Annotated in this window: 20 protein-coding genes; 14 read left to right on the top strand and 6 right to left on the bottom strand. The window is 72.9% G+C overall.

The features are described 5' to 3' along the window. Positions 1-67: 67 nt before the first annotated feature. Positions 68-931: a dihydropteroate synthase gene (gene folP, locus ABD419_RS06595; protein ID WP_344483386.1), complete on the top strand. Its 864-nt coding sequence runs from the start codon at positions 68-70 to the stop codon at positions 929-931. Between the two features lie 60 nt (positions 932-991). Here folP and ABD419_RS06590 read toward each other — a convergent pair whose 3' ends face one another. Both ABD419_RS06590 and dapE read right to left on the bottom strand, forming a co-directional pair. After that, on the bottom strand, positions 992-1,702 hold the full coding sequence (locus ABD419_RS06590) for an LOG family protein (protein WP_344483383.1): 711 nt from the start codon (positions 1,700-1,702) through the stop codon (positions 992-994). Continuing rightward, positions 1,699-2,766: a succinyl-diaminopimelate desuccinylase gene (dapE, locus tag ABD419_RS06585; RefSeq protein WP_344483380.1), complete on the bottom strand. Its 1,068-nt coding sequence runs from the start codon at positions 2,764-2,766 to the stop codon at positions 1,699-1,701. Before dapE ends, ABD419_RS06590 begins: the two co-directional genes overlap by 4 nt. Positions 2,767-2,808: 42 nt before the next feature. Here dapE and ABD419_RS06580 point away from each other — a divergent pair, with 42 nt between their 5' ends. Together ABD419_RS06580 and ABD419_RS06575 are read left to right on the top strand one after the other, a co-directional pair. Further along, positions 2,809-3,738, top strand: a complete 930-nt coding sequence (locus ABD419_RS06580; RefSeq protein ID WP_344483377.1) for a DapH/DapD/GlmU-related protein — start codon at positions 2,809-2,811, stop codon at positions 3,736-3,738. A gap of 101 nt (positions 3,739-3,839) precedes the next feature. Next, a complete protein-coding gene (locus ABD419_RS06575) occupies positions 3,840-4,211 on the top strand; it encodes a YbjQ family protein (RefSeq protein ID WP_344483374.1) in 372 nt (123 codons plus the stop codon). A gap of 164 nt (positions 4,212-4,375) precedes the next feature. Here ABD419_RS06575 and ABD419_RS06570 read toward each other — a convergent pair whose 3' ends face one another. Then, positions 4,376-5,509, bottom strand: coding sequence for an Mrp/NBP35 family ATP-binding protein (locus ABD419_RS06570; protein WP_344483371.1), 1,134 nt, complete (start codon positions 5,507-5,509; stop codon positions 4,376-4,378). 88 nt (positions 5,510-5,597) lie between these two features. Between ABD419_RS06570 and ABD419_RS06565 the strand changes: the two genes are divergently transcribed. After that, positions 5,598-6,440 carry a PhzF family phenazine biosynthesis protein gene (locus ABD419_RS06565; RefSeq protein ID WP_344483368.1) on the top strand — a complete coding sequence of 281 codons (843 nt, stop codon included), beginning with the start codon at positions 5,598-5,600 and terminating at the stop codon, positions 6,438-6,440. Between the two features lie 4 nt (positions 6,441-6,444). On the opposite strand, the gene amrA is transcribed toward ABD419_RS06565, so the two are convergent. Further along, entirely contained in the window at positions 6,445-7,035 is a 591-nt protein-coding gene (gene amrA / locus ABD419_RS06560) for an AmmeMemoRadiSam system protein A (protein ID WP_344483365.1), read from the bottom strand. Positions 7,036-7,476: 441 nt separating this feature from the next. Between amrA and ABD419_RS06555 the strand changes: the two genes are divergently transcribed. Together ABD419_RS06555 and ABD419_RS06550 are read left to right on the top strand one after the other, a co-directional pair. Beyond that, entirely contained in the window at positions 7,477-8,160 is a 684-nt protein-coding gene (locus tag ABD419_RS06555; protein ID WP_425555953.1) for an SDR family NAD(P)-dependent oxidoreductase, read from the top strand. Positions 8,161-8,300: 140 nt separating this feature from the next. Further along, entirely contained in the window at positions 8,301-8,945 is a 645-nt protein-coding gene (locus tag ABD419_RS06550) for a vitamin K epoxide reductase family protein (RefSeq protein WP_344483359.1), read from the top strand. A gap of 101 nt (positions 8,946-9,046) precedes the next feature. Here the strand turns inward: ABD419_RS06550 and cysC are convergent, their stop codons facing one another. After that, a complete protein-coding gene (cysC, locus tag ABD419_RS06545) occupies positions 9,047-10,591 on the bottom strand; it encodes an adenylyl-sulfate kinase (RefSeq protein ID WP_344483356.1) in 1,545 nt (514 codons plus the stop codon). 273 nt (positions 10,592-10,864) lie between these two features. Here cysC and ppc point away from each other — a divergent pair, with 273 nt between their 5' ends. Both ppc and ABD419_RS06535 read left to right on the top strand, forming a co-directional pair. Next, a complete protein-coding gene (ppc, locus tag ABD419_RS06540; protein WP_344483353.1) occupies positions 10,865-13,624 on the top strand; it encodes a phosphoenolpyruvate carboxylase in 2,760 nt (919 codons plus the stop codon). Between the two features lie 96 nt (positions 13,625-13,720). Continuing rightward, positions 13,721-14,542 (top strand): TrmH family RNA methyltransferase, encoded by an 822-nt coding sequence (locus tag ABD419_RS06535; RefSeq protein WP_344483350.1) that lies wholly within the window; start codon positions 13,721-13,723, stop codon positions 14,540-14,542. A 74-nt stretch (positions 14,543-14,616) separates the two neighbouring features. Here the strand turns inward: ABD419_RS06535 and ABD419_RS06530 are convergent, their stop codons facing one another. Beyond that, positions 14,617-15,501 (bottom strand): arylamine N-acetyltransferase family protein, encoded by an 885-nt coding sequence (locus tag ABD419_RS06530; protein WP_344483347.1) that lies wholly within the window; start codon positions 15,499-15,501, stop codon positions 14,617-14,619. Positions 15,502-15,676: 175 nt separating this feature from the next. Between ABD419_RS06530 and ABD419_RS06525 the strand changes: the two genes are divergently transcribed. The 6 genes from ABD419_RS06525 to ABD419_RS06500 all read left to right on the top strand — a co-directional run bounded on the left by ABD419_RS06525 (position 15,677) and on the right by ABD419_RS06500 (position 24,152). Next, the gene (locus ABD419_RS06525) at positions 15,677-16,504 is read left to right on the top strand and encodes a metal-dependent hydrolase (RefSeq protein ID WP_344483344.1); all 828 of its coding nucleotides are present in this window, start codon (positions 15,677-15,679) and stop codon (positions 16,502-16,504) included. 153 nt (positions 16,505-16,657) lie between these two features. After that, on the top strand, positions 16,658-20,290 hold the full coding sequence (gene mfd / locus ABD419_RS06520) for a transcription-repair coupling factor (RefSeq protein WP_344483341.1): 3,633 nt from the start codon (positions 16,658-16,660) through the stop codon (positions 20,288-20,290). Between the two features lie 234 nt (positions 20,291-20,524). After that, on the top strand, positions 20,525-21,688 hold the full coding sequence (locus tag ABD419_RS06515) for an epoxide hydrolase family protein (RefSeq protein ID WP_344483338.1): 1,164 nt from the start codon (positions 20,525-20,527) through the stop codon (positions 21,686-21,688). A 4-nt stretch (positions 21,689-21,692) separates the two neighbouring features. Further along, entirely contained in the window at positions 21,693-22,115 is a 423-nt protein-coding gene (locus tag ABD419_RS06510) for a hypothetical protein (RefSeq protein ID WP_344483335.1), read from the top strand. 60 nt (positions 22,116-22,175) lie between these two features. Further along, the gene (locus ABD419_RS06505) at positions 22,176-22,766 is read left to right on the top strand and encodes a hypothetical protein (protein WP_344483333.1); all 591 of its coding nucleotides are present in this window, start codon (positions 22,176-22,178) and stop codon (positions 22,764-22,766) included. Positions 22,767-22,916: 150 nt separating this feature from the next. After that, complete coding sequence (locus ABD419_RS06500; protein ID WP_344483330.1) at positions 22,917-24,152, top strand: NAD(P)/FAD-dependent oxidoreductase; 1,236 nt, start codon at positions 22,917-22,919, stop codon at positions 24,150-24,152. Positions 24,153-24,190: the final 38 nt, after the last annotated feature.

Genomic DNA, 24,190 nt, shown 5'->3' with positions numbered 1-24,190 from the left:
CTCATTTGCTGCCGCGCAGGCGTCGATGTGCCTGGCGGGTGGCTGGCGCGGCTGTCAGCATAGACGGATGCGTGCTCTGAGACTTGGCAGACGGGTGTTCGATGGCGGCGATTACGCGGTGATGGCGATCGTCAACCGCACGCCCGACTCGTTCTACGACTCCGGGCGGACGTTCGCGTTCGACGCGGCGGTCGCCGCCGTGGACAGCGCGGTGGCGAGCGGCGCCGACATCGTCGACATCGGCGGCGTGAAGGCCGGCGACGGGCCGGAGGTCTCGGTCGCCGAGGAGATCGACCGGGTCGTGCCGTTCATCGCGGCCGTCCACGACCGCCACCCCGAGCTCGTGATCTCCGTCGACACCTGGCGCGGCGAGGTCGCCCGCGAGGCGGTCGCGGCCGGGGCCGAGCTCATCAACGACACGTGGGCCGGATGGGACCCGACGGTGATCGAGGTCGCCGCCGACACCGGCGCGGGGTTCGTCGTCTCCCACACCGGCGGGCTGGAGCCGCGCACGGTCGCGGCGAAGGCCGTCTACAAGGACGTCGTCGAGGAGGTCCGCACCGAGCTCGTCGACCGCGCCGAGGCCGCGGTCGCCGCGGGCGTGCGCGCCGACGGCGTGCTCATCGACCCGACGCACGACTTCGGCAAGACCACGTACCACTCGCTCGACCTGACGCGCCGCCTCGACGAGCTCGCCGGCACCGGCTGGCCCGTCCTGGTCGCCTTGTCCCGCAAGGACTTCGTGGGCGAGACGCTCGACCTGCCGGTCGACCGGCGCCTGAACGGCACCCTCGCGGCCACCGCGGTCTCGGCCTGGAACGGCGCGCGGGTCTTCCGCGCGCACGACGTGGCCGCGACCCGCGAGGTCCTCGACATGGTCGCGGCGATCAAGGGCGACAAGCCGCCGAAGGCCCCGCACCGGAGCCTCTGAACCGGAGCCTCTGAACCGGGGCGGCCGCGCCGGTCCGGACCGGCCCCGGCGCGGCCCCGCTCAGGGGCGGTTGGCCTGCTTCATGTGGTCGACGGCCTCGTCGAGGTCGTCGGTGACCATGAGCAGGTCCACGTCCTTCGCGTTGATCTTGCCCTGGCCCAGCATCGAGTCCCGCAGCCAGTCGACCAGGCCGCCCCAGTAGTCGGTGCCGATCAGGGCGATCGGGAACTTGCCGACCTTCCCGGTCTGCTCCAGGGTCAGCGCCTCGAACAGCTCGTCCATGGTCCCGAACCCGCCGGGCAGGGCGCAGAACCCGCACGAGTACTTCAGGAACATCACCTTGCGCACGAAGAAGTACTTGAAGTCCAGCTCGATGTGCACCCACTCGTTGATGCCCTGCTCGAACGGCAGCTCGATGCCGAGCCCGACCGACTTGACGCCGGCCTCGGCCGCGCCGCGGTTCGCGGCCTCCATCGCGCCGGGCCCGCCCCCGGTGATGACCGAGAACCCGGCCTCGCCGAGCTTGCGGCCCAGCTCGACGCCGAGCTTGTACTCCTCGGAGTCGACGGGGGTGCGCGCCGACCCGTAGACGCCGACGGCGTCGCCCAGGTCCGCCTCCTCCATCGCGTCGAAGCCCTCGACGAACTCGGCCTGGAACTTCATGATCCGCCAGGCGGCGCGCTGCTTCCACTCCTCCTCGTGGGCGACGTCCAGCAGGTGCTGGTCGGCGGTGATGCGGTGGTCGCCGCCGATGATCCGGCGCTCGGTCATGTTGCCTCCACATAGGCTCGCAGCGCCGCCGCGCATTCGCGGATGCGCGGGATCTCGACGCGTTCGTCCTGCTTGTGGGCGAGGTTCGGGTCGCCCGGCCCGAAGTTCACCGCGGGGATGCCCAGCGTCGCGAAGCGCGCGACGTCGGTCCAGCCCAGCTTCGCGCGGAACTCGCCGCCGGCGGCGGCCACGAACTCGGCGGCCTCGGGCCGGTCCAGGCCCGGGCGGCACGACGGCGCCGTGTCCGAGACCTCGACGTCGAAGCCCGCGAACACCTCGCGCACATGGGCTTCGGCCGCGGCCTCGTCGCGGTCGGGCGCGAAGCGGAAGTTCACGTCGACCCAGCCCTCGTCGGGGATGACGTTCCCGGCGACGCCGCCGCCGATGTACACCGCGTTCAGGCCCTCCCGGTAGACGCAGCCGTCCACCTCGACCTCGCGCGCCTCGTAGGAGGTGAGCCGCTCCAGCACCGGCGCGAGCCGGTGGATCGCGTTCTCGCCCTTCCAGGACCGCGCCGAGTGGGCCCGCTTCCCGCGCGTCGTCACCCGCACCCGCATGGTCCCCTGGCACCCGGCCTCGACCAGGCCGTACGTCGGCTCCAGGAGGATCGCGAAGTCCGCGGCGAGCAGCTCGGGGCGGGTCTGCGAGAGCCGGTTCAGCCCGTTGGCCGCGGCCTCGATCTCCTCGCAGTCGTAGAACGCGAAGCTCAGGTCGAACCTCGGCCGCTCGACGGTGGCCGCGATCCACAGCGCGAGCGCGGTGCCCGACTTCATGTCCGAGGTGCCCAGCCCCCACATCACGTCGCCATCGGTGCGCGTGGGGAAGTTGTCGTTCACCGGGACGGTGTCGAGGTGCCCGGCGAGCATGACGCGCCGGCCGAGTCCCAGTTCGGTGCGGGCCACGAGCGTGTTCCCGACCCGCTCGACGGTCAAGTGGCCCAAGGGCTTGAGAGCCGCCTCCACGGCGTCGCAGATCGCGGCCTCGTCCCTGGACACGGACGGGATGTCGCACAGGGCCCTGGTCAGCTCGACCGGGTCGGCGAGGACTGCCTCACTCAAAACCATCACATCCGCAGACGATACCCGCCGCGTGGATAGGCTCTGAGGATGAGTGAATTCCTGACTGACGCAGCCTGGGGAGTCGGCGTGGCCACGGTCGCCCCCGACGGCACGGTCCTCGACGTGTGGTTCACCCGCCTCGGCCTCGGCGAGGCCCCCACCGGCGTGGCCGCTCCCGAGATCGACCGGGAGAACCCGACCGGGACGCGCTCGAAGGGCGTCTCGGTGCTCGTCAAGTCCCTCGCGGAGGAGCCGGTCGACACCGCCGACGTCTACCTGCGCCTGCACCTGCTCTCGCACCGCTTCGCCACCCCGCACACGATCGACCTCTCCGGCATCTTCGGGCTCCTCCCGAACAACGCCTGGACCAACCACGGCCCGGTGCCCGCCGACGCGGTCGGCGACGCCCGCCTGCGGCTCCGCGCCGAGGGCGGGACGCTCGAGGTCAAGTCCCTCGACAAGTTCCCGCCGATGGCCGACTACGTGACCCCCGCGGGCGTCCGCATCGCCGACGCCTCCCGTGTGCGCCTCGGCGCGCACCTCGCCGAGGGCACCACGGTCATGCACGAGGGCTTCGTGAACTTCAACGCCGGGACGCTCGGCAACTCGATGGTCGAGGGCCGCATCTCCGCCGGGGTCGTCGTCGGCGACGGCTCCGACATCGGCGGCGGCTCCTCGATCATGGGGACGCTCTCGGGCGGCGGCAAGGAGGTCATCTCGATCGGCGAGCGCTGCCTCCTCGGCGCGAACTCCGGCATCGGGATCTCCCTGGGCGACAACTGCGTCGTCGCCGCGGGCTGCTACGTCACCGCCGGCTCGAAGGTCACCCTCCCCGACGGGACCGTGGTCAAGGCCGCGGCCCTCTCCGGCAAGGACGACCTCCAGTTCTGGACCAACACCCAGACCGGCGTCCTCGAGGTGCGGCCGCGCAGCGGCACGTGGGGCGAGCTCAACGCCGCCCTCCACAGCGCCCAGTAGCCGCGTAGTACCTGAGTACCGCCCCTCATGCCTGAGCATGAGGGGCGGTTTCGTTCTCCGGACCGACGCGCGGGCCGCCGATGCCGCATACCGTGAACCGCATGGACTATGTCGGAGAGTTCGGCGGTGCGAATCCCACCGCGTCGGGTTTCGTCGTCACCACCACGGAGCACGTGGCGGGCTACGAGGTCCTGGAGGCCCACGGTGAGGTCTTCGGGCTCACGGTCCGCTCGCGGAACATGTTCTCCGACATCGGCTCGGGTTTCAAGTCGATCCTCGGCGGCGAGCTGAAGGGCCTCACCAAGGCCCTCGCCGCCTCGCGCGAGGAGGCCTTGACCCGCATGATCGACCAGGCGAAGACCCTGGGCGCCAACGGTGTCGTCATGATGCGCTTCGACGTGTCGGACGCCCGCGACATGGGCACCGAGGTCTGCGCCTACGGCACGGCCGTCACGGTCCGCAAGCTCTCCTGAGACCGAGCCGTCTCAGGGCAGATTCCTTTCGAGGAAACCGGGAGATGAAAGCGGCGGCGCCGACCCGAGAGGGCCGGCGCCGCCGCCATCGCGTGTGCGCCCGGACGGACCGGCCCCCCGTGCGAGGCGGCCGCCGTCCCGGTCGGAGCGTCCTCGGGCCCGTCCTAGACCGGGCTGAGCCCGAGCCGCTTGCCCGCGAGCGACACCTTCCGGACCGCCAGCTGGTCGGCGATCGCGCGGATCGCCCGCGACGCCTCGCAGTCGGGGTCGGAGATCACCAGCGGCACGCCGGAGTCGCCACCCTCGCGGAGCTTCGGGTCGAGCGGGATCTGGCCGAGCAGCGGCACGTCGGCGCCGACGTCGCGGGTGAGCGCCTCGGCGACGGTCTTGCCGCCGCCGGAGCCGAACGGCTCGATGTGGGAGCCGTCGGGCAGCTCCATCCACGACATGTTCTCGACCACGCCCGCGAGCTTCTGGTGCGTCTGGGTCACGATCGCCCCGGCGCGCTCGGCGACCTCCGCGGCCGCCTGCTGCGGGGTCGTCACGACCACGAGCTCGGCGGTCGGCAGGAGCTGCGCCACCGAGATCGCGATGTCGCCGGTCCCGGGCGGCAGGTCGAGCAGGAGCACGTCCAGGTCGCCCCAGTAGACGTCGGCGAGGAACTGCTGGAGGGCCCGGTGCAGCATCGGCCCGCGCCACACGACCGCGGTGTTCCCAGGCGTGAACATGCCGATCGAGATGACCTTCATGCCGTGCGCCTGCGGGGGCATGATCATGTCCTCGACCTGCGTGGGCGCGCCCTCGACGCCGAGCATCCGCGGGATCGAGTGCCCGTAGATGTCCGCGTCGGCGATGCCGACCGACAGGCCCTTCTGCGCGAGGGCGGCCGCGAGGTTCACCGTCATCGACGACTTGCCGACGCCGCCCTTGCCGGAGGCGATCGCGAACACGCGCGTGCGCGACTCGGGCAGGTTGAACGGGATCACCGGCTCGGCCCCGGCGTTGCCGCGGAGCTTCACCTGGAGGTCGGCGCGCTGCTGCTCGCTCATGACGCCGAACTCGAGCTCGAGCTCGTCGACGCCCGCGACCCCGTCGACGGCGGCCGCGACGTCGCGCTGGAGCGTGTCGCGCATGGGGCAGCCCGCGACGGTGAGGAGGATCGTCAGGGACAGGCGGCCGCCCTCGACCACGACGGTGTCGACCATCCCCAGCTCGGTGATCGGACGGCGGATCTCGGGGTCGTTGACGTGCGAGAGCGCTTCGTGTACGGCCTCGACGACGGCGGCGTTGTCAGACATGCCCCAATCGTAGCCAGACGCCCGCGGACACCAAGGTGAGCGTAGCCTTACCCAGCGCTCGCTCAGGCCGGCGAGCTATAAGTGCGGCATGACGCTTCCGTTCGAGATCTACGACGTCTTCTCCGACCGCCCGTACGCGGGCAACCAGCTCGCCGTCGTCTACGACGGCCGCGACCTCGCCACCGCGCAGATGCAGGCGATCGCGAAGGAGTTCGGCTTCTCCGAGACCGTGTTCGTGCTCCCCGCAACCGATCCGGGCGCCGACTACCTCGCGCGCATCTTCACCCCTGCGGAGGAACTGCCGTTCGCGGGCCATCCCACGATCGGCGCCGCGGTCGCCGCCGTGGCCGCGGGCCGCGTCGCCCCCGCCGACGGCCGGGTCGTCCAGGAGTGCGGCGCGGGCCTCATGACCGTCGCCGTCGACGGGAACGCGGCGAAGCTCACGTCCACCGCGATCGCGGTCGGCCCCGAACTCGACCGCGCGACCGCCGCCGCGGCGCTCGGCCTCGGCCCCGACCGGGTCCTCGGCACCCCGAAGACCGCCAGCGCCGGGCTCGACCACCACTTCGTGCGGGTCGCCGACGCGGACGTGGCCGCCGCGGTCGACGTGCCCGGCCACCTGGACAAGGTCTACGTCTACAGCTTCGACCCCGAGACCGCCGCGGTCCACGCGCGCCTGTTCCACGTGGGCGTGGGGGAGGACCCGGCGACCGGCTCGGCCGCCGTGGCGCTCGGCGTGCACCTGGTCGACGCGGGCCTCATCGCCGGCGACGGCGTGCACGCCTACGAGATCGCGCAGGGCGCCGAGATCGGCCGCCCCTCCTCGCTGTTCGGCGAGGTCGTGGTCGAGGCCGGCGTCCCGGTGTCGGTCTCGGTGTCCGGTTCGGCGGTCAAGACCGCCGAGGGCGCCCTGGTCGCGCTGCCGTCGTAGACCGTCACGGCGCCTGGACGTAGTCGGCGCTGCCGTACCGCTCGGCCCGCAGGCCCTCGGGCCAGGGGGCCGAGCGGAGGTCGCCGCTCCACAGGCCGCGGGCCCAGCCGCCCTTGCGGAGCAGGGCCGCGACGAACCGGTGCGGGTCGGGGGCGGTCGCCCACACCGACGGCAGGAAGGTCGCGCGGCGGCCGTCGCCGTCCCTGAGCGTGAGGCCGTCCTCGCCGGGCCGCAGGCCGTCGAGGAGCGCCGCGAAGTCCCGCGCCGGCAGCGGCTCGGACGGGGTGAGCACCGCGACCTTGACGGTGAGGCCGGGGACCTCCTCCGCCGCCACGGGCGGCAGCCGCGGGTCGCGGGCGGCGAGGCGGGCGTTGCGGACGACGTCGAGTCCCAAGGGCCGCAGCGCGGTGAGGGTGCCGATGCAGCCGCGGAGCCTGCCCTCGCGTTCCAGGGTCACGAAGGTCGCGGCCCGTTCGGCGAGCGCGGGCGGCGCGTCGGCGAGGAGCTCGGCGGCCCGCGGCGGCCGCCGGTCGAACGAGGTCGCGACGGCGCTGCGCGCGAGCGCCGTCAGGACCGGGCCCAGGTGCGGCTCCATCCCCCGATGGTCCCACGCCGCGCCGCGTCCCGGGCCGCCCCGTCGCCGATCCGCCGCTCCGGTCCCGGCGACCGCGACCGCGGGCCCGAGCGCCGCCGCGGCCCGTCCGCCCGGTGCGGCTCCGCGTCCCGGCCGGCCCGTCCTCCGCCGTGCTGCTCCCTTGCGGGAGAAGCCTTCCGGCGCCGCGGATCGCACTGATGGAGCGGTTTCGCGCGGTTCGGCCCGGCGGTGGTCCGTTTGGTCGGGGGAGCGTGAGAGACTGCCCGCATGAATGAACCGCGTCCGAGCCTCGAATCGTTCGAAGACGGCCTCGCCGAGGTGATCGACCTCCCCTCAGCCGGCCAGGGCCCGCTGACGGAACTCGGGAGGCTCCAGCAGCTGGACTCGCTCGCCGGGAAGGTCGCGCTGGTCACCGGTGCGGGCGCGCCCGACGGGATCGGGATGGCGATCGCGACGCGGCTGCGGCTGGCGGGCGCGACGGTGGCGATCGTGTCGACGACCAAGCGCATCCACGAGCGGGCCGGCGAGATCGACGCGGTCGGGTTCGTCGCGGACCTGACCGACGAGGCCGAGGTGGGCGGCCTGGCCGACGCCGTGGCCGACGCGGTCGGCGAGGTCGACATCCTCGTGAACAACGCGGGCCTCACCTCCAAGACGGACCCCGCGGTCGTCAAGCCCGTCGCCCAGCTGTCCTATGAGGACTGGCGTTCGGAGCTGTCGCGGAACCTCGACACCGCGTTCCTGGTGTCGCGCGCGTTCGTGCAGCCGATGGCCGAACGAGGCTGGGGCCGCATCGTGAACGTCGCGGCGACCGCCGGCGTCGTCAACGCCGTCCCCGCCGAGGCCGCGTACGCCGCCGCGAAGGCGGGCGTCACCGGCCTGACGAAGGCCCTCGCCACCGAGGTCGTCGCCGACGGGGTCACCGTCAACGCGATCGCCCCCGGCCTGATCCGCACCGGGTCCTCCACCGTGCCCGAGCTCCAGCAGGGCCTCGACGGCCCGATGGGCCGCCCCGGCACACCCGAGGAGGTCGCGGCCGCGGCCGTGTTCTTCTGCGCGCCTTCGGCCTCCTATGTGACCGGCCAGACCCTCGTCGTCGACGGGGGCCGCTCGCTCAGGGTCTGACCGCGCGGTCCGCCGACCGCTTCGACGCCGCCGCGCCCGGCGCGGTTCCCCGGCGTCCGTATCGCCACATTCGCCCTCCCTTCGCGCAACCCCGGTCGCGCCGCGGTCGTTACCCTTTGGTGATCACATCGACGGCATTCGTGAACGAGACCCAGGGGGCGCGCATGGACGAGGCGTTCGGCGAGACGGGAAGAGAAGCCCGGGGGCGCACCGTCACCGGGCTGGTCCTGCTCCTCGGCGGGCTCGTCGGCCTCGCGGCCGCGTTCGACCTGACCTACGAGCGGATCGCCTCGCTCATCGACCCCGACCACGTCATCTCCTGCGACTTCAACCCGGTGCTCTCGTGCGGCACCGTCATGAACACGTGGCAGGCGTCGGTGTTCGGGTTCCCGAACCCGATCATCGGACTCGCGGCGTTCCCGCTGGTGGTCTTCACCGGGGTCCTGTGGCTCGCGAAGGTGAGCCTGCCGCGCTGGATCGCCCTCGGGTTCAACCTCGGCGCGCTCGGCGGACTCGCGTTCGTGTCGTGGCTGATCTTCCAGTCCGTGTACCGGATCGGCGTGCTCTGCCCCTGGTGCATGGCCGTGTGGACGGTGGTCCTGCCGATCTTCTGGTTCACCACGATCCGCAACCTCCGCACCGGCGCGATCCCGATCGGCGCGGACTGGCGCGACGCCGTCGACGACGTGCTCCGCTACCACTGGATCGGCCTGACCCTGCTCTACGTCGCCGTCGTCGGCATCGTCGGCACCGGCTTCTGGGACTACTGGTCCACGCTGCTCTAGCGCACCGCCAGGGCCCGGGCCCCCGCCCGGGCCTCGGCCCGCTCTACGGCCGAGGCCTGCACCGCCGCCCCGATCCGCCGCCCCGGCCAGCGGGACCGGACCTAGGCGATCCGGAGCCCGATCGGCTCCAGCCAGCCGCCCTCGGAGAGGAACTCGAGCACCTGCTCCACGCCCTCCCCGACGGTGATCTCGGACGTGTCGATCTCCAGCCCCGCGTTCAGCGGCGCCTCGTACGGGTCCGAGATCCCCGTGAACTCCGGGATCTGCCCGGAGCGCGCCTTCGCGTACAGGCCCTTGCGGTCCCGCGACTCGCACACCTCCAGCGGCGTCGAGACGTGCACCAGCACGAAGTCCGCGCCCGCGGCCTCGGCCATGCGCCGCGCCTCGGCCCGGTCCACCTCGTACGGCGCGATCGGCGCGGCCATGCCGATGCCGCCGTGCCGCGCGACCTCCGCCGCGACGAACCCGATCCGGCGGATGTTCACCGACCGGTCCGCGCGCGAGAACCCGAGCCCGCTCGACAGGAGCCGGCGCACCACGTCGCCGTCGAACAGCGACACCGTGCGGGTCCCGTCCTCCAGCAGCGCCTCGTAGACGCCGCGCGAGATCGTGGACTTCCCCGAGCCCGACAGGCCCGTGAAGAACAGCACCAGCCCGCGCTGGCGGCGCGGCGGGCGGGCCTTGCGCAGCTCCGCGGCCACGCTCGGCGGCGTGTGCCACTCCGGCAGCCCGAAGCCGCGGTCGAGCATGTCGGCGACCTCCGCCTCGCTGAGCGCGGTCCGCCGGAACGGCGGCTCGATGTCCTCGATCGGCCGCCACTGCCCGTCCCGGGTGTCGTACGCGAGCTCCCGGGGGACCATCGACCGCACGCCGTCGCCGCCGCCGAGCCCGTCGGGCCCGGTCATCAGGTGCGTCGCGCCGTACGCGGCCGCGACCTTCGCCGTCAGCAGGCCGTCGCGGAGCCGGTCGCCGCGCTTCGACAGCGGCACCGTCAGCACCGTCGCCGTCGGCAGCCGGTCCTTCGCCGCGAGCACCGACCTGACCAGCGCCGCCGTCGGCAGGCGCAGCTCCCGGTCGCCGTTCGTCTCGTCGCCGGTGGGGATCATGACCAGCACGTGCGCGGCCAGGTTGTGCGCGGCGCGCGCCAGCTGCGCCAGCTGCGGGCGGTGCAGTGGCTTCTCGGCCACGAGCGCCAGCACCCGCGGCTTCGTGTACGTCGTGCGCGCCTGCTCGGGCGTCGCCCGCAGGCTCGTGAACACGCCGTGCGCGGCGTCCGCTATCCGCCGCACCGGGCCGCCGACCCGCACCATGTCCGGGCCGAGCGCGTCGAGGCTGTGGCACTCGACCGCCGCGACCGGCGCCCCCTCGGGGTCGGTGATACGAAGCACACGGCGCTTCGGGTCGGGGTTGTCCAGCAGCCGCGCGATCGCGATCGGGACGTCGAGCGTCACCGGCACCGGCCACGCCGTCCCGTCCGGCAGCGCCCCCCTGGTCGTCACCGACCTCGCCTCGGCCTCGCCCATGAACCCGCGCAGCGGCGCGTACGCGCCGTACAGCAGCAGCTCCAGGTCGGCCAGCTCGTGCGGGAGCGGGGTGTGGCTCGGCGCCTCGGCGAGGATCTCGTCGGGCAGTACCCAGTCAGACATCGGCGGTCGGGGTCCCTTCGCAGCGGATCGGGCGGGGCGGCTTCGGTCTCGGTCGAACCAGGGTATGCCACCGGTCCGTCACGCGCCTCACCCGCTGCGGCCGGGAACGCACCCGATCGTCCCGCATGGCGGACTGAGAAAGTGGCGCGGCCATTACCGGTAAGTTACGCTGACATCGCCTTATATCGATAGTGCACAGCAGTTCACCGCGGACAAGGACGTCGGCGCGAGCGGCCCCTCACGGGTTTGCCCAGACCAGCAGTGGAGACCTCCATGGACTACTACGACTCCTCCGGCGGCACCGACGACAAGCAGCTCCGCCGCGACATCCGGCGGCTCGGCAACCTCCTCGGCCAGGCGCTCGTGCGGCAGGAGGGCCCCCAGCTGCTCGAGCTCGTCGAAGAGGTGCGCGGCCTGGTCCGCCACCAGCCCGAGGCCGTCGCCTCGCGGCTCGCGAAGCTCGACGTCACCGAGGAGGTCGACCTCGCCCGCGCGTTCGCCACCTACTTCCACCTCGCGAACATCACCGAGCAGGTCCACCGCGCCCGCGACATGCGCCGCTCCCGCGCCGAGAACGGCGGCTGGCTCTCCCAGGCCCGCGCCGAGATCACCCTGGAGGACGTCCCCGCCGACCAGATCGCGGCCGCCGCCGAGCGCCTCGAGGTCCGCCCCGTCTTCACCGCGCACCCCACCGAGGCCGCCCGCCGGTCCATCCTCATCAAGCTCCGCAACATCGCCGACCTCCTCGACGCCGAGGCCGCCGAGCGCGCCGTCCTCGGCTCCGCCGACGTCGACGCCGTCAACTCCCGCCTCGCCGAGATCATCGACCTGCTGTGGCAGACCGACGAGCTCCGCGTCGAGAAGCCCGAGCCGACCGACGAGGCCCGCAACGCGATCTACTACCTCACCGACCTCTACCGCGACGCCGCCGCCCGCGTCCTCACCGACCTCAACGCCACCCTCACCGACCTCGGCGGCTCCCCCCGCCCCGGCACCGCGCCCCTGCGCTTCGGCACCTGGATCGGCGGCGACCGCGACGGCAACCCGTTCGTCACCCCCGAGGTCACCAAGCAGGTCCTGCTCATGCAGCACGAGCACGGCATCGCCGCCGCCGAAGGCGCCGTCGCCGGGCTCATCAACGAGCTCTCCGTGTCCCAGGCCGTCCGGCCCGCGTCCCAGGAGCTCCTCGACTCCGTCAACGCCGACCTCGACCGCCTCGGCACCGCGATCCCCGCCCGCTACAAGCGCATCCACGCCGAGGAGCCCTACCGGCTCAAGGCCCGCGCCGTCGAGGCCAAGCTCGCCAACACCCGCACCCGCCACGCCGAGGGCCTGCCCCACCGGGCCGGCTTCGACTACGCCGACGGCCGCGAGCTCCTCGCCGACCTCCAGGTCATGCGCGACTCCCTCGCCCGCCAGCGCGGCCAGCTCCCCGCCAAGGGCGTCCTCGACCGCGTCATCCGCACCGTCGCCGCGTTCGGCCTCCAGCTCGCCACCATGGACGTGCGCGAGCACTCCGAGGCCCACCACGCCGTCCTCGCCGAGCTCTACGACGCCACCGGCGAGCTCGACAAGGCCTACGCCGAGCTCACCCCCGAGGAGCGCAGCGACGTCCTCGCCGCCGAGCTCTCCGGCCAGCGGCCCCTCGCGCCCGCGAACGTCGAGCTCACCGAGCTCAACCGCAAGACCTTCGACGTCTTCCACGCCATCCGCGACGCCCAGGAGCAGTTCGGCAAGGCCATCGTCGAGTCGTACATCATCTCGATGACCCACGACGCCGGCGACGTCCTCGCCCCGGCGATCCTCGCCCGCGACGCCGGCCTCATCGACGTCGCGCGCGGCCGCGCCGACGTCGGCTTCGTGCCGCTCCTCGAAGAGGTCGAGGAGCTCGCCGGCGCCGACGTCCTCCTCGACCGGCTCCTGAGCCTGCCCGCGTACCGCGCGATCGTCGCCGCCCGCGGGAACGTCCAGGAGGTCATGCTCGGCTACTCCGACTCCAACAAGGACGCCGGGATCACCGCCAGCCAGTGGAACATCCAGGCGGCGCAGCGCCAGCTGCGCGACATCGCCCACAAGCACGGCGTGCGCCTGCGCCTGTTCCACGGCCGCGGCGGCACCATCGGCCGCGGCGGCGGCCCCACCCACGAGGCGATCCTCGCGCAGCCCTCGGGCACGCTCGACGGCGCCATCAAGATCACCGAGCAGGGCGAGGTCCTCTCCGACAAGTACACGCTGCCGGCGCTGGCCCGCGAGAACCTCGAGCTGACCGTGGCCGCGTCGCTCAAGGCCACGCTGCTGCACACCGAGCCGCGGCACCACCCCGAGGTCCTGGCCCGCTGGTTCGACGTCATGGACCAGACCTCGGAGGCGTCCAAGGCCGCGTACCGCGACCTCACCGGCCGGTCCGGCCTCGCCGAGTACTTCTGGTCGGTGAGCCCCACGGAGCTCCTGGGCGCGTTGAACATCGGCTCGCGGCCGTCGAAGCGCCCGAACACCGACGCGGGCCTGTCGGGCCTGCGCGCGATCCCGTGGGTGTTCGGCTGGACGCAGTCGCGCCAGATCGTCCCCGGCTGGTTCGGCGTGGGCTCGGGCCTCGCGGCCGCCCGCGAGGCGGGCCTGGGCGGCGACATCGCCGAGATGTACGAGAAGTGGCACTTCTTCCGCAACTTCGTGTCGAACGTGGAGATGACGCTCGCGAAGACCGACCTGTCGATCGCGGGCCAGTACGTCTCGACGCTCGTCCCGGAGCACCTGCAGCCGATCTTCGACGTCATCAAGGTCGAGCACGCCAAGACGGTGGCCGAGGTCCTCGCGCTCACCGGCGGCGAGGAGCTGCTGGCCGCGAACCCGCAGCTCTCGCGCACCCTCGAGGTCCGCGACCGCTACCTGGCACCGCTGCACCACCTCCAGGTCTCGCTCCTGAAGCGGTACCGCTCCGAGGGCGGCGCCGACGGCGACGTGGACCCGCAGCTGAAGCGGGCCCTCCTCATCACCGTCAACGGCATCGCGGCGGGCCTGCGCAACACCGGCTGATCCGCGGCATTCGACCACACTTCGGCCACTGGGACCGGGGCCTCGCCCCGGTCCCGTGCTACGTTCGCGCTTCCACCCGATCGAAGCGCGGAGACCATGGCGAAGAGCTTGCGAGTGAGCGTCCGGAACGCGAAGTTCCAGCAGTGGGAGACCCTGCTGCGCAACCGGACCAAGCGGCACCGGGCCGGGTCGTTCCTGGTCCAGGGCGTCCGGCCGGTCACGATGGCCGTCGAGCACGGCTGGACCGTGCAGACGCTGCTGTACGACGCCGACCGCCCGCGCCTGTCGGAGTGGGCCCGCGGGCTCCTCGACGCGCCGCACACCGAGCGGGCCGCCGTCGCCTCGGACCTCATGGCCGAGCTGGGGGACAAGGACGGCGAGGCGCCCGAGCTCCTCGCCCAGGTCGCCATCCCGACCCGGCGCCTGTCGCAGCTGGAGTCGCGCCCCGGCTGGCTCGGCCTGGTCGTGGACCGGCCGACGAGCCCGGGGAACCTCGGCTCCCTCATCCGCTCCGCCGACGCGTTCGGCGCCGACGCGGTGGTCGTCACCGGCCGCAACGCCGCCGACCCGTACGACCCCAAGGCGGTCCGGGCCTCGACCGGCAGCCTGTTCGCGATCCCGGTCGTCAACGCGGCGTCCGCGCACGAGGTCGCCGAGTGGGCCGCCAAGCAGGCGCACCGGCCGTCCGTCATCGGCACCGACGAGCACGGGGAGCGGACGCTGGCCGGCCACGACCTGCGCGGCGCGACCCTCCTGGTCATCGGCAACGAGACCGAGGGCATGTCGAAGGCCTGGACCGAGCTCGCCGACGCCGTCGCGCGCATCCCGATGTCCCCCAAGGCCGCCACGTCGCTGAACGCCGCGAACGCGGGCACGGTGGCGCTCTACGAGGCCGCCCGGCAGCGCTCGGAGCCCTAGCGCCTCGGAGCCGGTGAACGCCGGGGCCGCGCAGGCCGGCCGCCTCCCGCGGCCCGGAGCGGCTCGCCGCGGACTCAGACCGCGCGGGCCTTGCGCTCCTCCGAGCGCTCCTCGGCGAGCTTCTGCTCGTGCTGCGCCGCGGCCTTCGTCCACAGTGCCGCGATATCGGCGTCGTCGAGGGTCAGGTTGAACCGCCCCCGCAGGAGCGACGCGAACGCGTCCTCGTCCTCGACGACGCGCACGGTCTTGAAGTCGGGGACCCGCGGGTCGTAGACGGTGAGGGTGCGGGCCCGCAGCACCCACATGTCGTCCTCGCGCGGGTTCTGCACCGTCAGCGTCTTCACGAACGGTGACTCGGGGGAGGTGGACAGCTCCCGGCACCGCTCGGCGAACTCCTCGGGGCGCCTGGCGGCGAGCGTGAAGTCGAACGTCAGGTTCGAGACGCGCGGGTCGATCGAGCAGCGCCACGCGTCGCCGCCGAGGTTCCACACCCCGAAGTTGAACGCGCCGACCCGGTAGCTGCCGTTGCGGACCGGGAGCGGGTCGCGGAAGCCCGTGCCGATGCCGGCGTCGGCGAGGTACTCGACGCGGTCGCCGCCGTGCCGGCCCTCGAACCCGACGACCAGCGGCATGTGGTTCCACCAGTTGCCGTCGCCCTCGGTCTCGCGGGCGACCCCGCCGAGGACGCGGCGCACGTCGAAGCCCATGGCCTCCAGTGCGAGCGCCATGACCCCGTTGTGCTCGTAGCAGTACCCGCCGCGCCCGCCCGCGACGAACTTGGCGAACAGCGAGTCCGCGTCGAGGCGGATCGGCCGGCCCAGCTGGATGTCGAGGTTCTCGTACGGCATCGCGGCGACGTGCGCGCGGTGGACCCGCCTGAGCGCGTGCAGCGTCGGGCGCCGCGGGGCGCTGACGCCCACGCGGTCGAGGTACGCGGCCAGCATCGCTGAGTCGAACACCTCTCGACCATAGCGCGAGTGAAAGCGCAGGTCCCGGGTCGTGATGAGACCGATACGCGAAAGATGTTGCGGGGCTGCACCTTTGTCACTCCTGGGACCGCGGAGGTGGCGTCGGTGTGGGATAGTGTCGCCATCCTCCCGACTGCTTGTCATTGCCCTTGAAGGAGTCCCCGCTATGGTCATGGGTCCGACCCACGCCATGTCCGGTGCCGCGCTGTGGTTGGCGGGCTCGGCCGTCGCCGATCTCGCGTTCGGCATCGACCAGACCTCCGCCGAACTCGTCGTCGGCACGATCGTCTGCTCCGGCGCCGCCCTGTACCCCGACATCGACTGCGCCGGACGCGTGACCGAGAACAAGGGCGGGTCCACTGTGGCCCGCTCGTTCGGCGTCGCGTCCCTCATGGTCGCCGAGGTCGTCGAACGCCTCTGCTACTGGTTCTACCTGCTCACCAAGTCCAAGAAGGACAAGAAGCGGAACAACGGGCACCGCCTCTTCACGCACACCGCCGTCCACGCCGCGCTCATCGGCCTCGGCACCGGCTTCCTCGCCGCCCAGTTCGGGAAGCCCGCCGTCATCGCGATCCTCTTCGTGCTCACCGGTCTCGCCGTCCGCGGCCTGCTCGCCGAGACCGTCGAGAAGAAGGGCTGGATCGTCGTCACCGGCGTCTCCCTCGCGGCCGCCTACGGCATGTACCGGCTCCTGCCCGAGGGCCGCGACTACTGGATCCTCGGCCTCGCCATGGGGATCGGCTGCTTCATCCACATCCTCGGCGACATGATCACGAAGATGGGGTCGCCGCTGTTCTTCCCGCTCCCGATCCAGGGCCGCCGCTGGCGCGACATCGGCCTCCCCAACAAGATCGCCCTGCGCGCGGGCGGCAAGGAGGAGAACCGCATCCTCCTGCCGATCCTCACCGTCCTCGTCGTCATCGGCATGTTCTACAACGTGCCGGAGATCCAGGCCCTCCTGTTCGACCAGGGCGGACAGGGCGCCTCGAACTAGGGCGCCCGCCTCCCCGCACGATCGCGAGCGGCCCGCGGGCCCGAGCGAGGTAGACTCAACCGGTCGCCGGAACAGCCCCCCGTCAGGGCTGTCTCCGGCCATCAGTCGTGCCCGCGATCGGCGGGCGGAAGCAGCCGCGCAGGGAGCCCGCGAATGTCCGAAGGCAAGCCGCAGCCGAAGCTCGAACGCCTGCTCGAGGCGGCCGCGGCCGCGCCCAAGCTGGCGCGCCTGGCCGAACTCGCCGCCGGGTCCGAGCGCCCGGTCGACGTCGTCGCCGTCCCCGGCGCGCGGCCCCTGGCGCTCGCGCAGGCCGCCCGGCACGCCGCCGGGCCCGTGCTCGCGATCACCGCGACCTCCCGCGAGGCCGAGGAGCTCGCCGAGTCCCTCGCGTCGTTCGTCGCCGAGGACCGGATCGCGTACTACCCCGCCTGGGAGACCCTCCCGCACGAGCGGCTCTCGCCCCGCTCCGACACCGTCGGCGCCCGGCTCGACCTCCTCCACCGCATCCACGCCGGCGACGTCCCGCGCGTCATCGTCACCCCCGTCCGCGGCGCCCTCCAGCCCCAGCTCAAAGGCCTCGGCACCCGCGAGCCCGTGCACCTGCGCCGCGGCGACGAGACCGACCTGACCGACCTCGCCGCGCACCTCGTCGACCTCGCGTACGAGCGCGTCGACCTGGTCGAGAAGCGCGGCGAGTTCGCCGTGCGCGGCGGCATCCTCGACGTGTTCCCGCCGACCGCGCAGCACCCGCTGCGCCTCGAGTTCTTCGGCGACGAGGTCGACACCATCCGCGAGTTCTCCGTCGCCGACCAGCGGTCCCTCGACACCGCCCCCGGCGACGAGCCCGCCGAGCTGCGCGCCGTCGCCTGCCGCGAACTCCTCCTCACCGACGAGGTCCGGGAGCGGGCCGCCGCCCTCGGCGACGCGTACCCGGGCCTGGCCGAGATGTGCGCCAAGCTCGCCCAGGGCATCCCGGTCGAGGGCATGGAGTCGCTCCTGCCCGCGCTCGCCGGACCCGGCAGCCTCGAACTGTTCCAGGAAGTCCTGCCCCGCGACGCCCTCGTCGTCGCCATCGAGCCCGAGCGCATCCGCACCCGCGCGCTCGACCTCGTCGCCACCTCCAACGAGTTCCTCGAAGCGTCCTGGGCCGCCGCCGCGGCCGGCGCCGCGGCACCCGTGGACCTCGGCTCCGGGACCTTCCACGACCTCGCCGACGCCCGCACCACCGCCCTCGCGAAGGGCCAGCGCTGGTGGACGATCTCGCCGTTCGCCGCCGCCCCCGAGGAAGACGCCCTCGCCGCCGAGCTCGCCGCGATCACCGGCGAACCGGTGAGCTCCGGTCCGGTGCACGACGACTCGATCACCGTCGACCTCGGCGTCACCGAGACCCCGCGCTACCACGGGAACACCGAGCAGCTCGTCGAGGACCTGCGGACCTGGACCCGCGAGGGCCGCGCCGTCGCCGTCGTCTACCCGGCCCTCGGCGGCGCCGAGCGCGCCGCCGAGCAGCTGCGCGCCGAGGGGATCGGCGCGCACCTGGAGTCCTCGCCCGAGGCGTTCCGGCCCGGCGAGGTCGTCGCCTGCGTCGGCACGCTCGCGCTCGGCTTCGCCGACCAGGGCGTCGTCGCGGTCACCGCCGCCGACATCGCCGGCGGCAAGGCCCTCGCGAGCCAGCGGCCGCGCAAGGGCAAGGCCACCAGGCGCCGCGGCGTCGTCAACCCGCTCGAACTCTCGCCCGGCGACTACGTCGTCCACGACGCGCACGGCGTCGGCAAGTACGTGGAGATGGTGCGCCGCACCATCGCCGGGGCCGACCGCGAGTACCTCGTCATCGAGTACGCGCCCTCCAAGCGCGGCCAGGGCGCCGACGTGCTGTTCATGCCGACCGACGCGCTCGACCAGCTCACCCGGTACGTCGGCGGCGAGCAGCCCACCGTCCACAAGCTCGGCGGCACCGACTGGCAGAAGACGAAGCGGCGCGCCCGCAAGGCCGTCCGCGAGATCGCGGCCGAGCTCATCCAGCTGTACGCGGCCCGCCAGGCGGCCGCGGGGCACGCGTTCAGCCCCGACACGCCGTGGCAGCGCGAGCTCGAGGACGCGTTCCCGTACATCGAGACCCCCGACCAGATGTCCGCGATCGTCGACACCAAGGCCGACATGGAGGCCCGCGTCCCCATGGACCGCCTCGTCATGGGCGACGTCGGCTACGGCAAGACCGAGGTCGCGGTTCGCGCCGCGTTCAAGGCCGTCCAGGACGGCAAGCAGGTCGCGGTCCTCGTCCCCACGACGCTCCTGGCGAGCCAGCACTACGGCACGTTCGTCGAGCGCATGGGCCAGTTCCCGGTGAAGATCAAGCAGCTGTCGCGGTTCCAGTCCGCGCGCGAGGCCGCCGAGATCCAGCGCGGCATCGCTGCCGGCGAGGTCGACATCCTCGTCGGCACCCACCGGCTCCTCCAGGCCGAGACCCGGTTCAAGGACCTCGGGCTCATCATCGTCGACGAGGAGCAGCGGTTCGGCGTGGAGCACAAGGAGAAGCTGAAGGCGCTGCGCACCGCCGTCGACGTCCTCACCATGTCGGCGACGCCGATCCCGCGGACCCTCGAGATGGCCGTGACCGGCATCCGCGAGATGTCGCAGATCTCCACGCCCCCCGAGGAGCGCCACCCGGTGCTCACGTACGTGGGCGCGTGGGAGGCCAAGCAGGTCGCCGCCGCGATCCGCCGCGAGCTCCTGCGCGACGGGCAGGCGTTCTACCTGCACAACCGGGTCGAGTCCATCGACCGGGCCGCGACGCGCCTGCGCGAGCTCATCCCCGAGGCCCGCGTCGCCGTCGCCCACGGCAAGATGACCGAGACGCAGCTCGAGCAGATCATGCAGGGCTTCTGGGAAGGCGAGTACGACGTGCTCGTCTCGACCACGATCATCGAGTCCGGCATCGACATCCCGAACGCGAACACTCTCATCGTCGAGCGCGCCGACCTCCTCGGCCTCTCGCAGCTCCACCAGATCCGCGGCCGCGTCGGGCGCAGCCGCGAGCGCGCGTACGCGTACTTCCTGTACCCGCCGGAGCAGCCGCTCTCCGAGACCGCGCACGAGCGGCTCGCGACGATCGCGCAGCACTCCGAGCTCGGCGCGGGCATGTACGTCGCCATGAAGGACCTGGAGATCCGCGGGGCCGGGAACCTGCTCGGGGCCGAGCAGTCCGGGCACATCGCCGACGTCGGGTTCGACCTGTACCTGCGGATGGTCGGCGAGGCCGTCACCTCGTTCAAGGGCGGCGGCGACGAGCCCCCGCCGCCGGTCAAGGTCGAGCTGCCGCTCGACGCGAACATCCCGTTCGACTACATCGAGGTCGAGCGGCTGCGCCTGGAGATGTACCGCAAGATCTCCGAGGTCCACGACGAGGCCGAGCTCGACGAGGTCCGCGAGGAGATGGAGGACCGGTACGGGCCCTCGCCGGAGCAGGTCCTCACCCTGTTCCACCTGGCGCGCTTCCGGCTCCTCGCCCGCGCGCACGGCCTGACCGACGTCGCCCTCCAGGGCAAGAACCTCCGGTTCTCCACTGTGGACCTCCCCGACTCGAAGCAGATGCGCCTGGGCCGCCACTACCCGGACGCGCACTTCAAGGCCCCCGCCGGCCTCATCAGCGTCCCGCGGCCCACGACGTCCCGCGTCGGCGGCAAGCCCCTGGAGGGCCTGGCGCTCCTCCAGTGGTGCGCCGACCTCATCGCCGACATCGTCCCGAAAGTCGCGCCTGCCGCGATCGCCGCATCCGACCAGGATTGAACGACTACCCGGAGGCCCGGCAGCGACAGCTGCCGGACCTCCGGAACGGCGCCCGTAGGCGCGGCGCAGCTCACTCACCCGATCGAGTTGGGCGAGCGGCTGGATTGTCGGACCCGGCGGGGAGGGTGGTCGGTATACATACCCACCCAAGTGGGTGGGTTGGGGCCCTCCCGCGAGCCGCCCTGATCCCCGATCGGGTGGACGATCCCCGCCCGGTCTGATTGCATGGGGCGGATGGGAGCACCGATCGCCGAGTTCCGCATCGACGTCCCGCAGGCCGCGCTCGACGACCTCCGCGACCGCCTGCGCGTGGCGCGCTGGCCCGCCGCGAGCCCCGAGCCGGGCTGGGCGCGCGGGGTCCCGGTCCTGTACCTGCGGCGGCTCGCCGACCACTGGCTGCACCGCTACGACTGGCGCGCCCACGAAGCGGGCCTGAACGCGATCCCGCAGGGCCTCACCGAGATCGAGGGCCAGCGGATCCACTTCCTGCACGCGCGCTCGCCCGAGCCGGACGCGCTGCCGCTCGTCGTCACGCACGGCTGGCCCGGCTCCGTCGTCGAGTTCACGAAGGTCCTCGGGCCGCTCGCGGACCCGCGCGCCCACGGCGGCGACCCCGCCGACGCGTTCCACGTCGTCGCGCCCTCGCTCCCGGGGTTCGCGTTCTCCACACCGCTGTCGGCGCCGGACTGGGACCACGCCCGGATCGCGCGCGCCTGGCTCGCGCTCATGGACCGGCTCGGCTACGACCGGTTCGGCGCGCACGGCGGCGACACCGGCTCCAAGGTCTCCCCGGCGCTCGGCCGCCTCGCCCCCGACCGCGTCGCCGGCGTCCACGTCAACGGCGGCCTCGAACTCCCGCCGCCCGGGGACCCCGCCCTCGCCGCACTCGACCCCGACGAGCTGGCCCGCCTCGAATCCGTGCGCGAACTCGTGCGCCACGGCACCGGCTACGCCGACCTCCAGTCCACCAAGCCGCAGACGATCGCCTACGCGCTCAACGACTCACCCGTCGGGCAGCTCGCCTGGATCGTCGACAAGTTCCACGACTGGACCGACCCCGCCGCCCGCCTCCCCGAGCACGCCGTCGACATCGACCAGCTCCTCACCAACGTCACCCTGTACTGGCTCACCGGCACCGGGGCGAGCTCGGCGCACCAGTACCGGGCCGTGCGCGACGAGCCCGCGCCCGCGTACTCCGACGTGCCCACCGGCGTCGGGGTCTTCCCCACCGACCCCGCGATCCGCGGACTCATGGAGCGCTCGCACCGGATCGTCCACTGGTCCGAGTTCGACCGCGGCGGGCACTTCGCGGCCATGGAGGCCCCCGACCTCCTCGTCCAGGACCTGCGCGACTTCTTCCGCCCTCTGCGCGGACCCGCCGCCGATGCCGGACAATGAGCCCATGGGCACTCCGACCGAGCCGCGGCCGCTCCTCGTGCGGCTGCTCATGGTCCTGCTCGCGCTCTCCTGGATCGACTTCATGGCGGTCCTGATCCCCGAGTACTTCGCGTGCGGCCCGCACGACACCGCCTGCGAGCGCATGGGGTACACCAGCCCCGCGTTCCTCACCGTGCTCGTCGTCGGCGCCTCGCTGCTCCTGCTGTACGCCTTCGCGATCTGGCACCGGCGCGCCTGGGCCTGGTTCCTCGCCGTCGTCACCACCGGCGTCCCGGCGATGGTCCTCCTCGCCGAGTTCGACACCTGGCTCGCGGCCCCACCCCTGGAGAAGCTCGCGGGCGTCCTCGACCTCACCTGCCTCGGACTGCTCGTCTCGCCACCGGTGTGGCGCTGGGCCCGTGTGCGGCCCGCCCCGAACGGCGAATAAGGGGACCCACCAGGGCATTCGCGGACGTACGCTGGAAGGACCCATTTCTTTGGAGCGCCCGTGAACAGCTTCAACCCCTCCGGTCCCGCACCGCTCTACGACAAGCCGCACTCCGTCGACCTCGCCCAGGTGATGATGGTCTTTCAGTACTTCATGCTGGTGAGCGTCAGCCTCGGCCTCGGCCCCCGCATGCTCGGCTGGGTCGAGGACCAGTCCCACGACATCCCGGGCGTCTCCGCACTCGAAGCGGCCCTGCCGGTCGGCACGACCTTCCCCATCGCGATCGTCCTGCCGCTCATCGCGGTCCTGACGGTGCCGTACGCGATCATCGTGTTCCAGCTCGGCCGCGGGCGCCGCGGCACGCGCGCGTTCGCGATTCTCTTCGCGGTCGGGAACACCCTCATCGGCATCATCGGCGTCTCCCGCACCTACGGCGACGTCACGGCCCTGGTCATCGCGCCGATCTGGATCGTCATGGGCCTGTGCGTCATCGGCGGGCTCGCCTCCCGCAGCGGCCGCCAGTGGTTCGCGCAGGGCGGCTGGGCCCCCTGGTACGCCCGGTACGAGATGGACCAGGAGGACCGGCGCCGCCACGTCAGCCGCGGCGGCCGCCGCCGGGTCCCGGCCGGCGACGAGGACAGCGCCGACTGAGGCGCCCGCGACCGCGGTGCCGATCGCCCGGCACCGCGGCGCTGCTCCGACCCCGTCCACCGACTGAGACGCACCGCACACGCACACCCTGTCATGGATCCGGACCCCGCCCCGTTCAGAGTCCGACACCAGCACGACAGGAGTGGAACCATGCAGCACCGCATCACCGTCCTCGGCGCCGGATACGCCGGGACCTCGGCCGCGCTCTACCTCGCCCGCCGCCTGCGCCCCGAGGACGTCGCGATCACCGTCGTCAACGCCGACGCCGACTTCGTCGAACGGCTCCGCCTCCACCAGGTCGCCGCCGGGCAGGACCTGCCGCGGCGCGACCTGAAGCGGGTCTTCGCGGCCGCCGGCGTCCACTTCGTCCAGGCCCGCGTCACCGCCCTGGACGCCGACGCGAAGACCGTCGCACTCGGCCCCGCCGACGCCGCCGGTCGCCGCACGGCCGAGCACGGCCCGGCCGTGCACGATGCAGCCGAGCACGACACCGTCCCGTACGACACGCTCCTCTACGCCCTCGGCAGCACCGCCGCCGACCACGGGATCCCCGGCGTCCGGGAGCACGCCTTCCACGTCGCGGGCCTCGACGCGGCCCTCCGCCTCCGGGCGCGCCTCGACGGCCTCGCCCCCGGCGCCACCGTCCTCGTCGCCGGCGGCAACCTCACCGCGATCGAGGCCGCCACCGAGATCGCCGAGTCCCGGCCCGGCCTGCGGGTCGTCCTCGCCACCTCCGGCGAGCTCGGCGGCTGGCTCGGCCCCAAGGCCCGGGCGCACCTCCTGCGCGCCTTCGACCGGTTCGGCGTCGACGTCCACGAGCGCACCGAGATCCGCGAGGTCACCGCGACCGGCGCCGTCGCCGCCGACGGCCGCGCGTTCGACGCCGACGCCACCGTCTGGGCCGCGGGCTTCGCCGCCCACCCGATCGCCGCCGCCGCCGGCCTCGCGGTCCACGCGACCGGCCAGATCCTCGTCGACCGCCAGATGCGATCGGTCTCGCACCCCGGCGTCTACGCCGCCGGCGACAGCGTCTTCACCCTCGCCGAGGACGGCGAACCGCTCCCGATGTCCTGCGCCTCGGCCGGGTTCACGAGCATGCAGGCCCGCGCCGCGATCCTCGGCGACCTCACGGGCGCCCGCGGCCGCACCTCGCTCGCCTACTACGGCAACCACATCAGCCTCGGCCGCAAGGACGCGGTCTTCCAGGCGCTCGCCCTCGGCGACCGCGCCACGACCTGGTCGGTCAACGGCCCGGTGGCCGCGCGGCTGAAGAACGCCATCCTGCGCGGGGCCGCCTTCGGCGTCGTCCACCCCACCTACGGGCTGCCGGTCCGCAAGCGCGCCTTGGCGACCGCTCCGGCCACCGCGAGACCCGTCCCCGCGTAGACCCTCCGAGCGGACCGGCACCGGTCCGCCCGGCCCGC

Source organism: Glycomyces endophyticus (assembly GCF_039531525.1).
Classification (GTDB): domain Bacteria; phylum Actinomycetota; class Actinomycetes; order Mycobacteriales; family Micromonosporaceae; genus Glycomyces; species Glycomyces endophyticus.
Note: the sequence above shows the minus strand (reverse complement) of the source record. Positions and strands in the feature narration are given on the sequence as shown.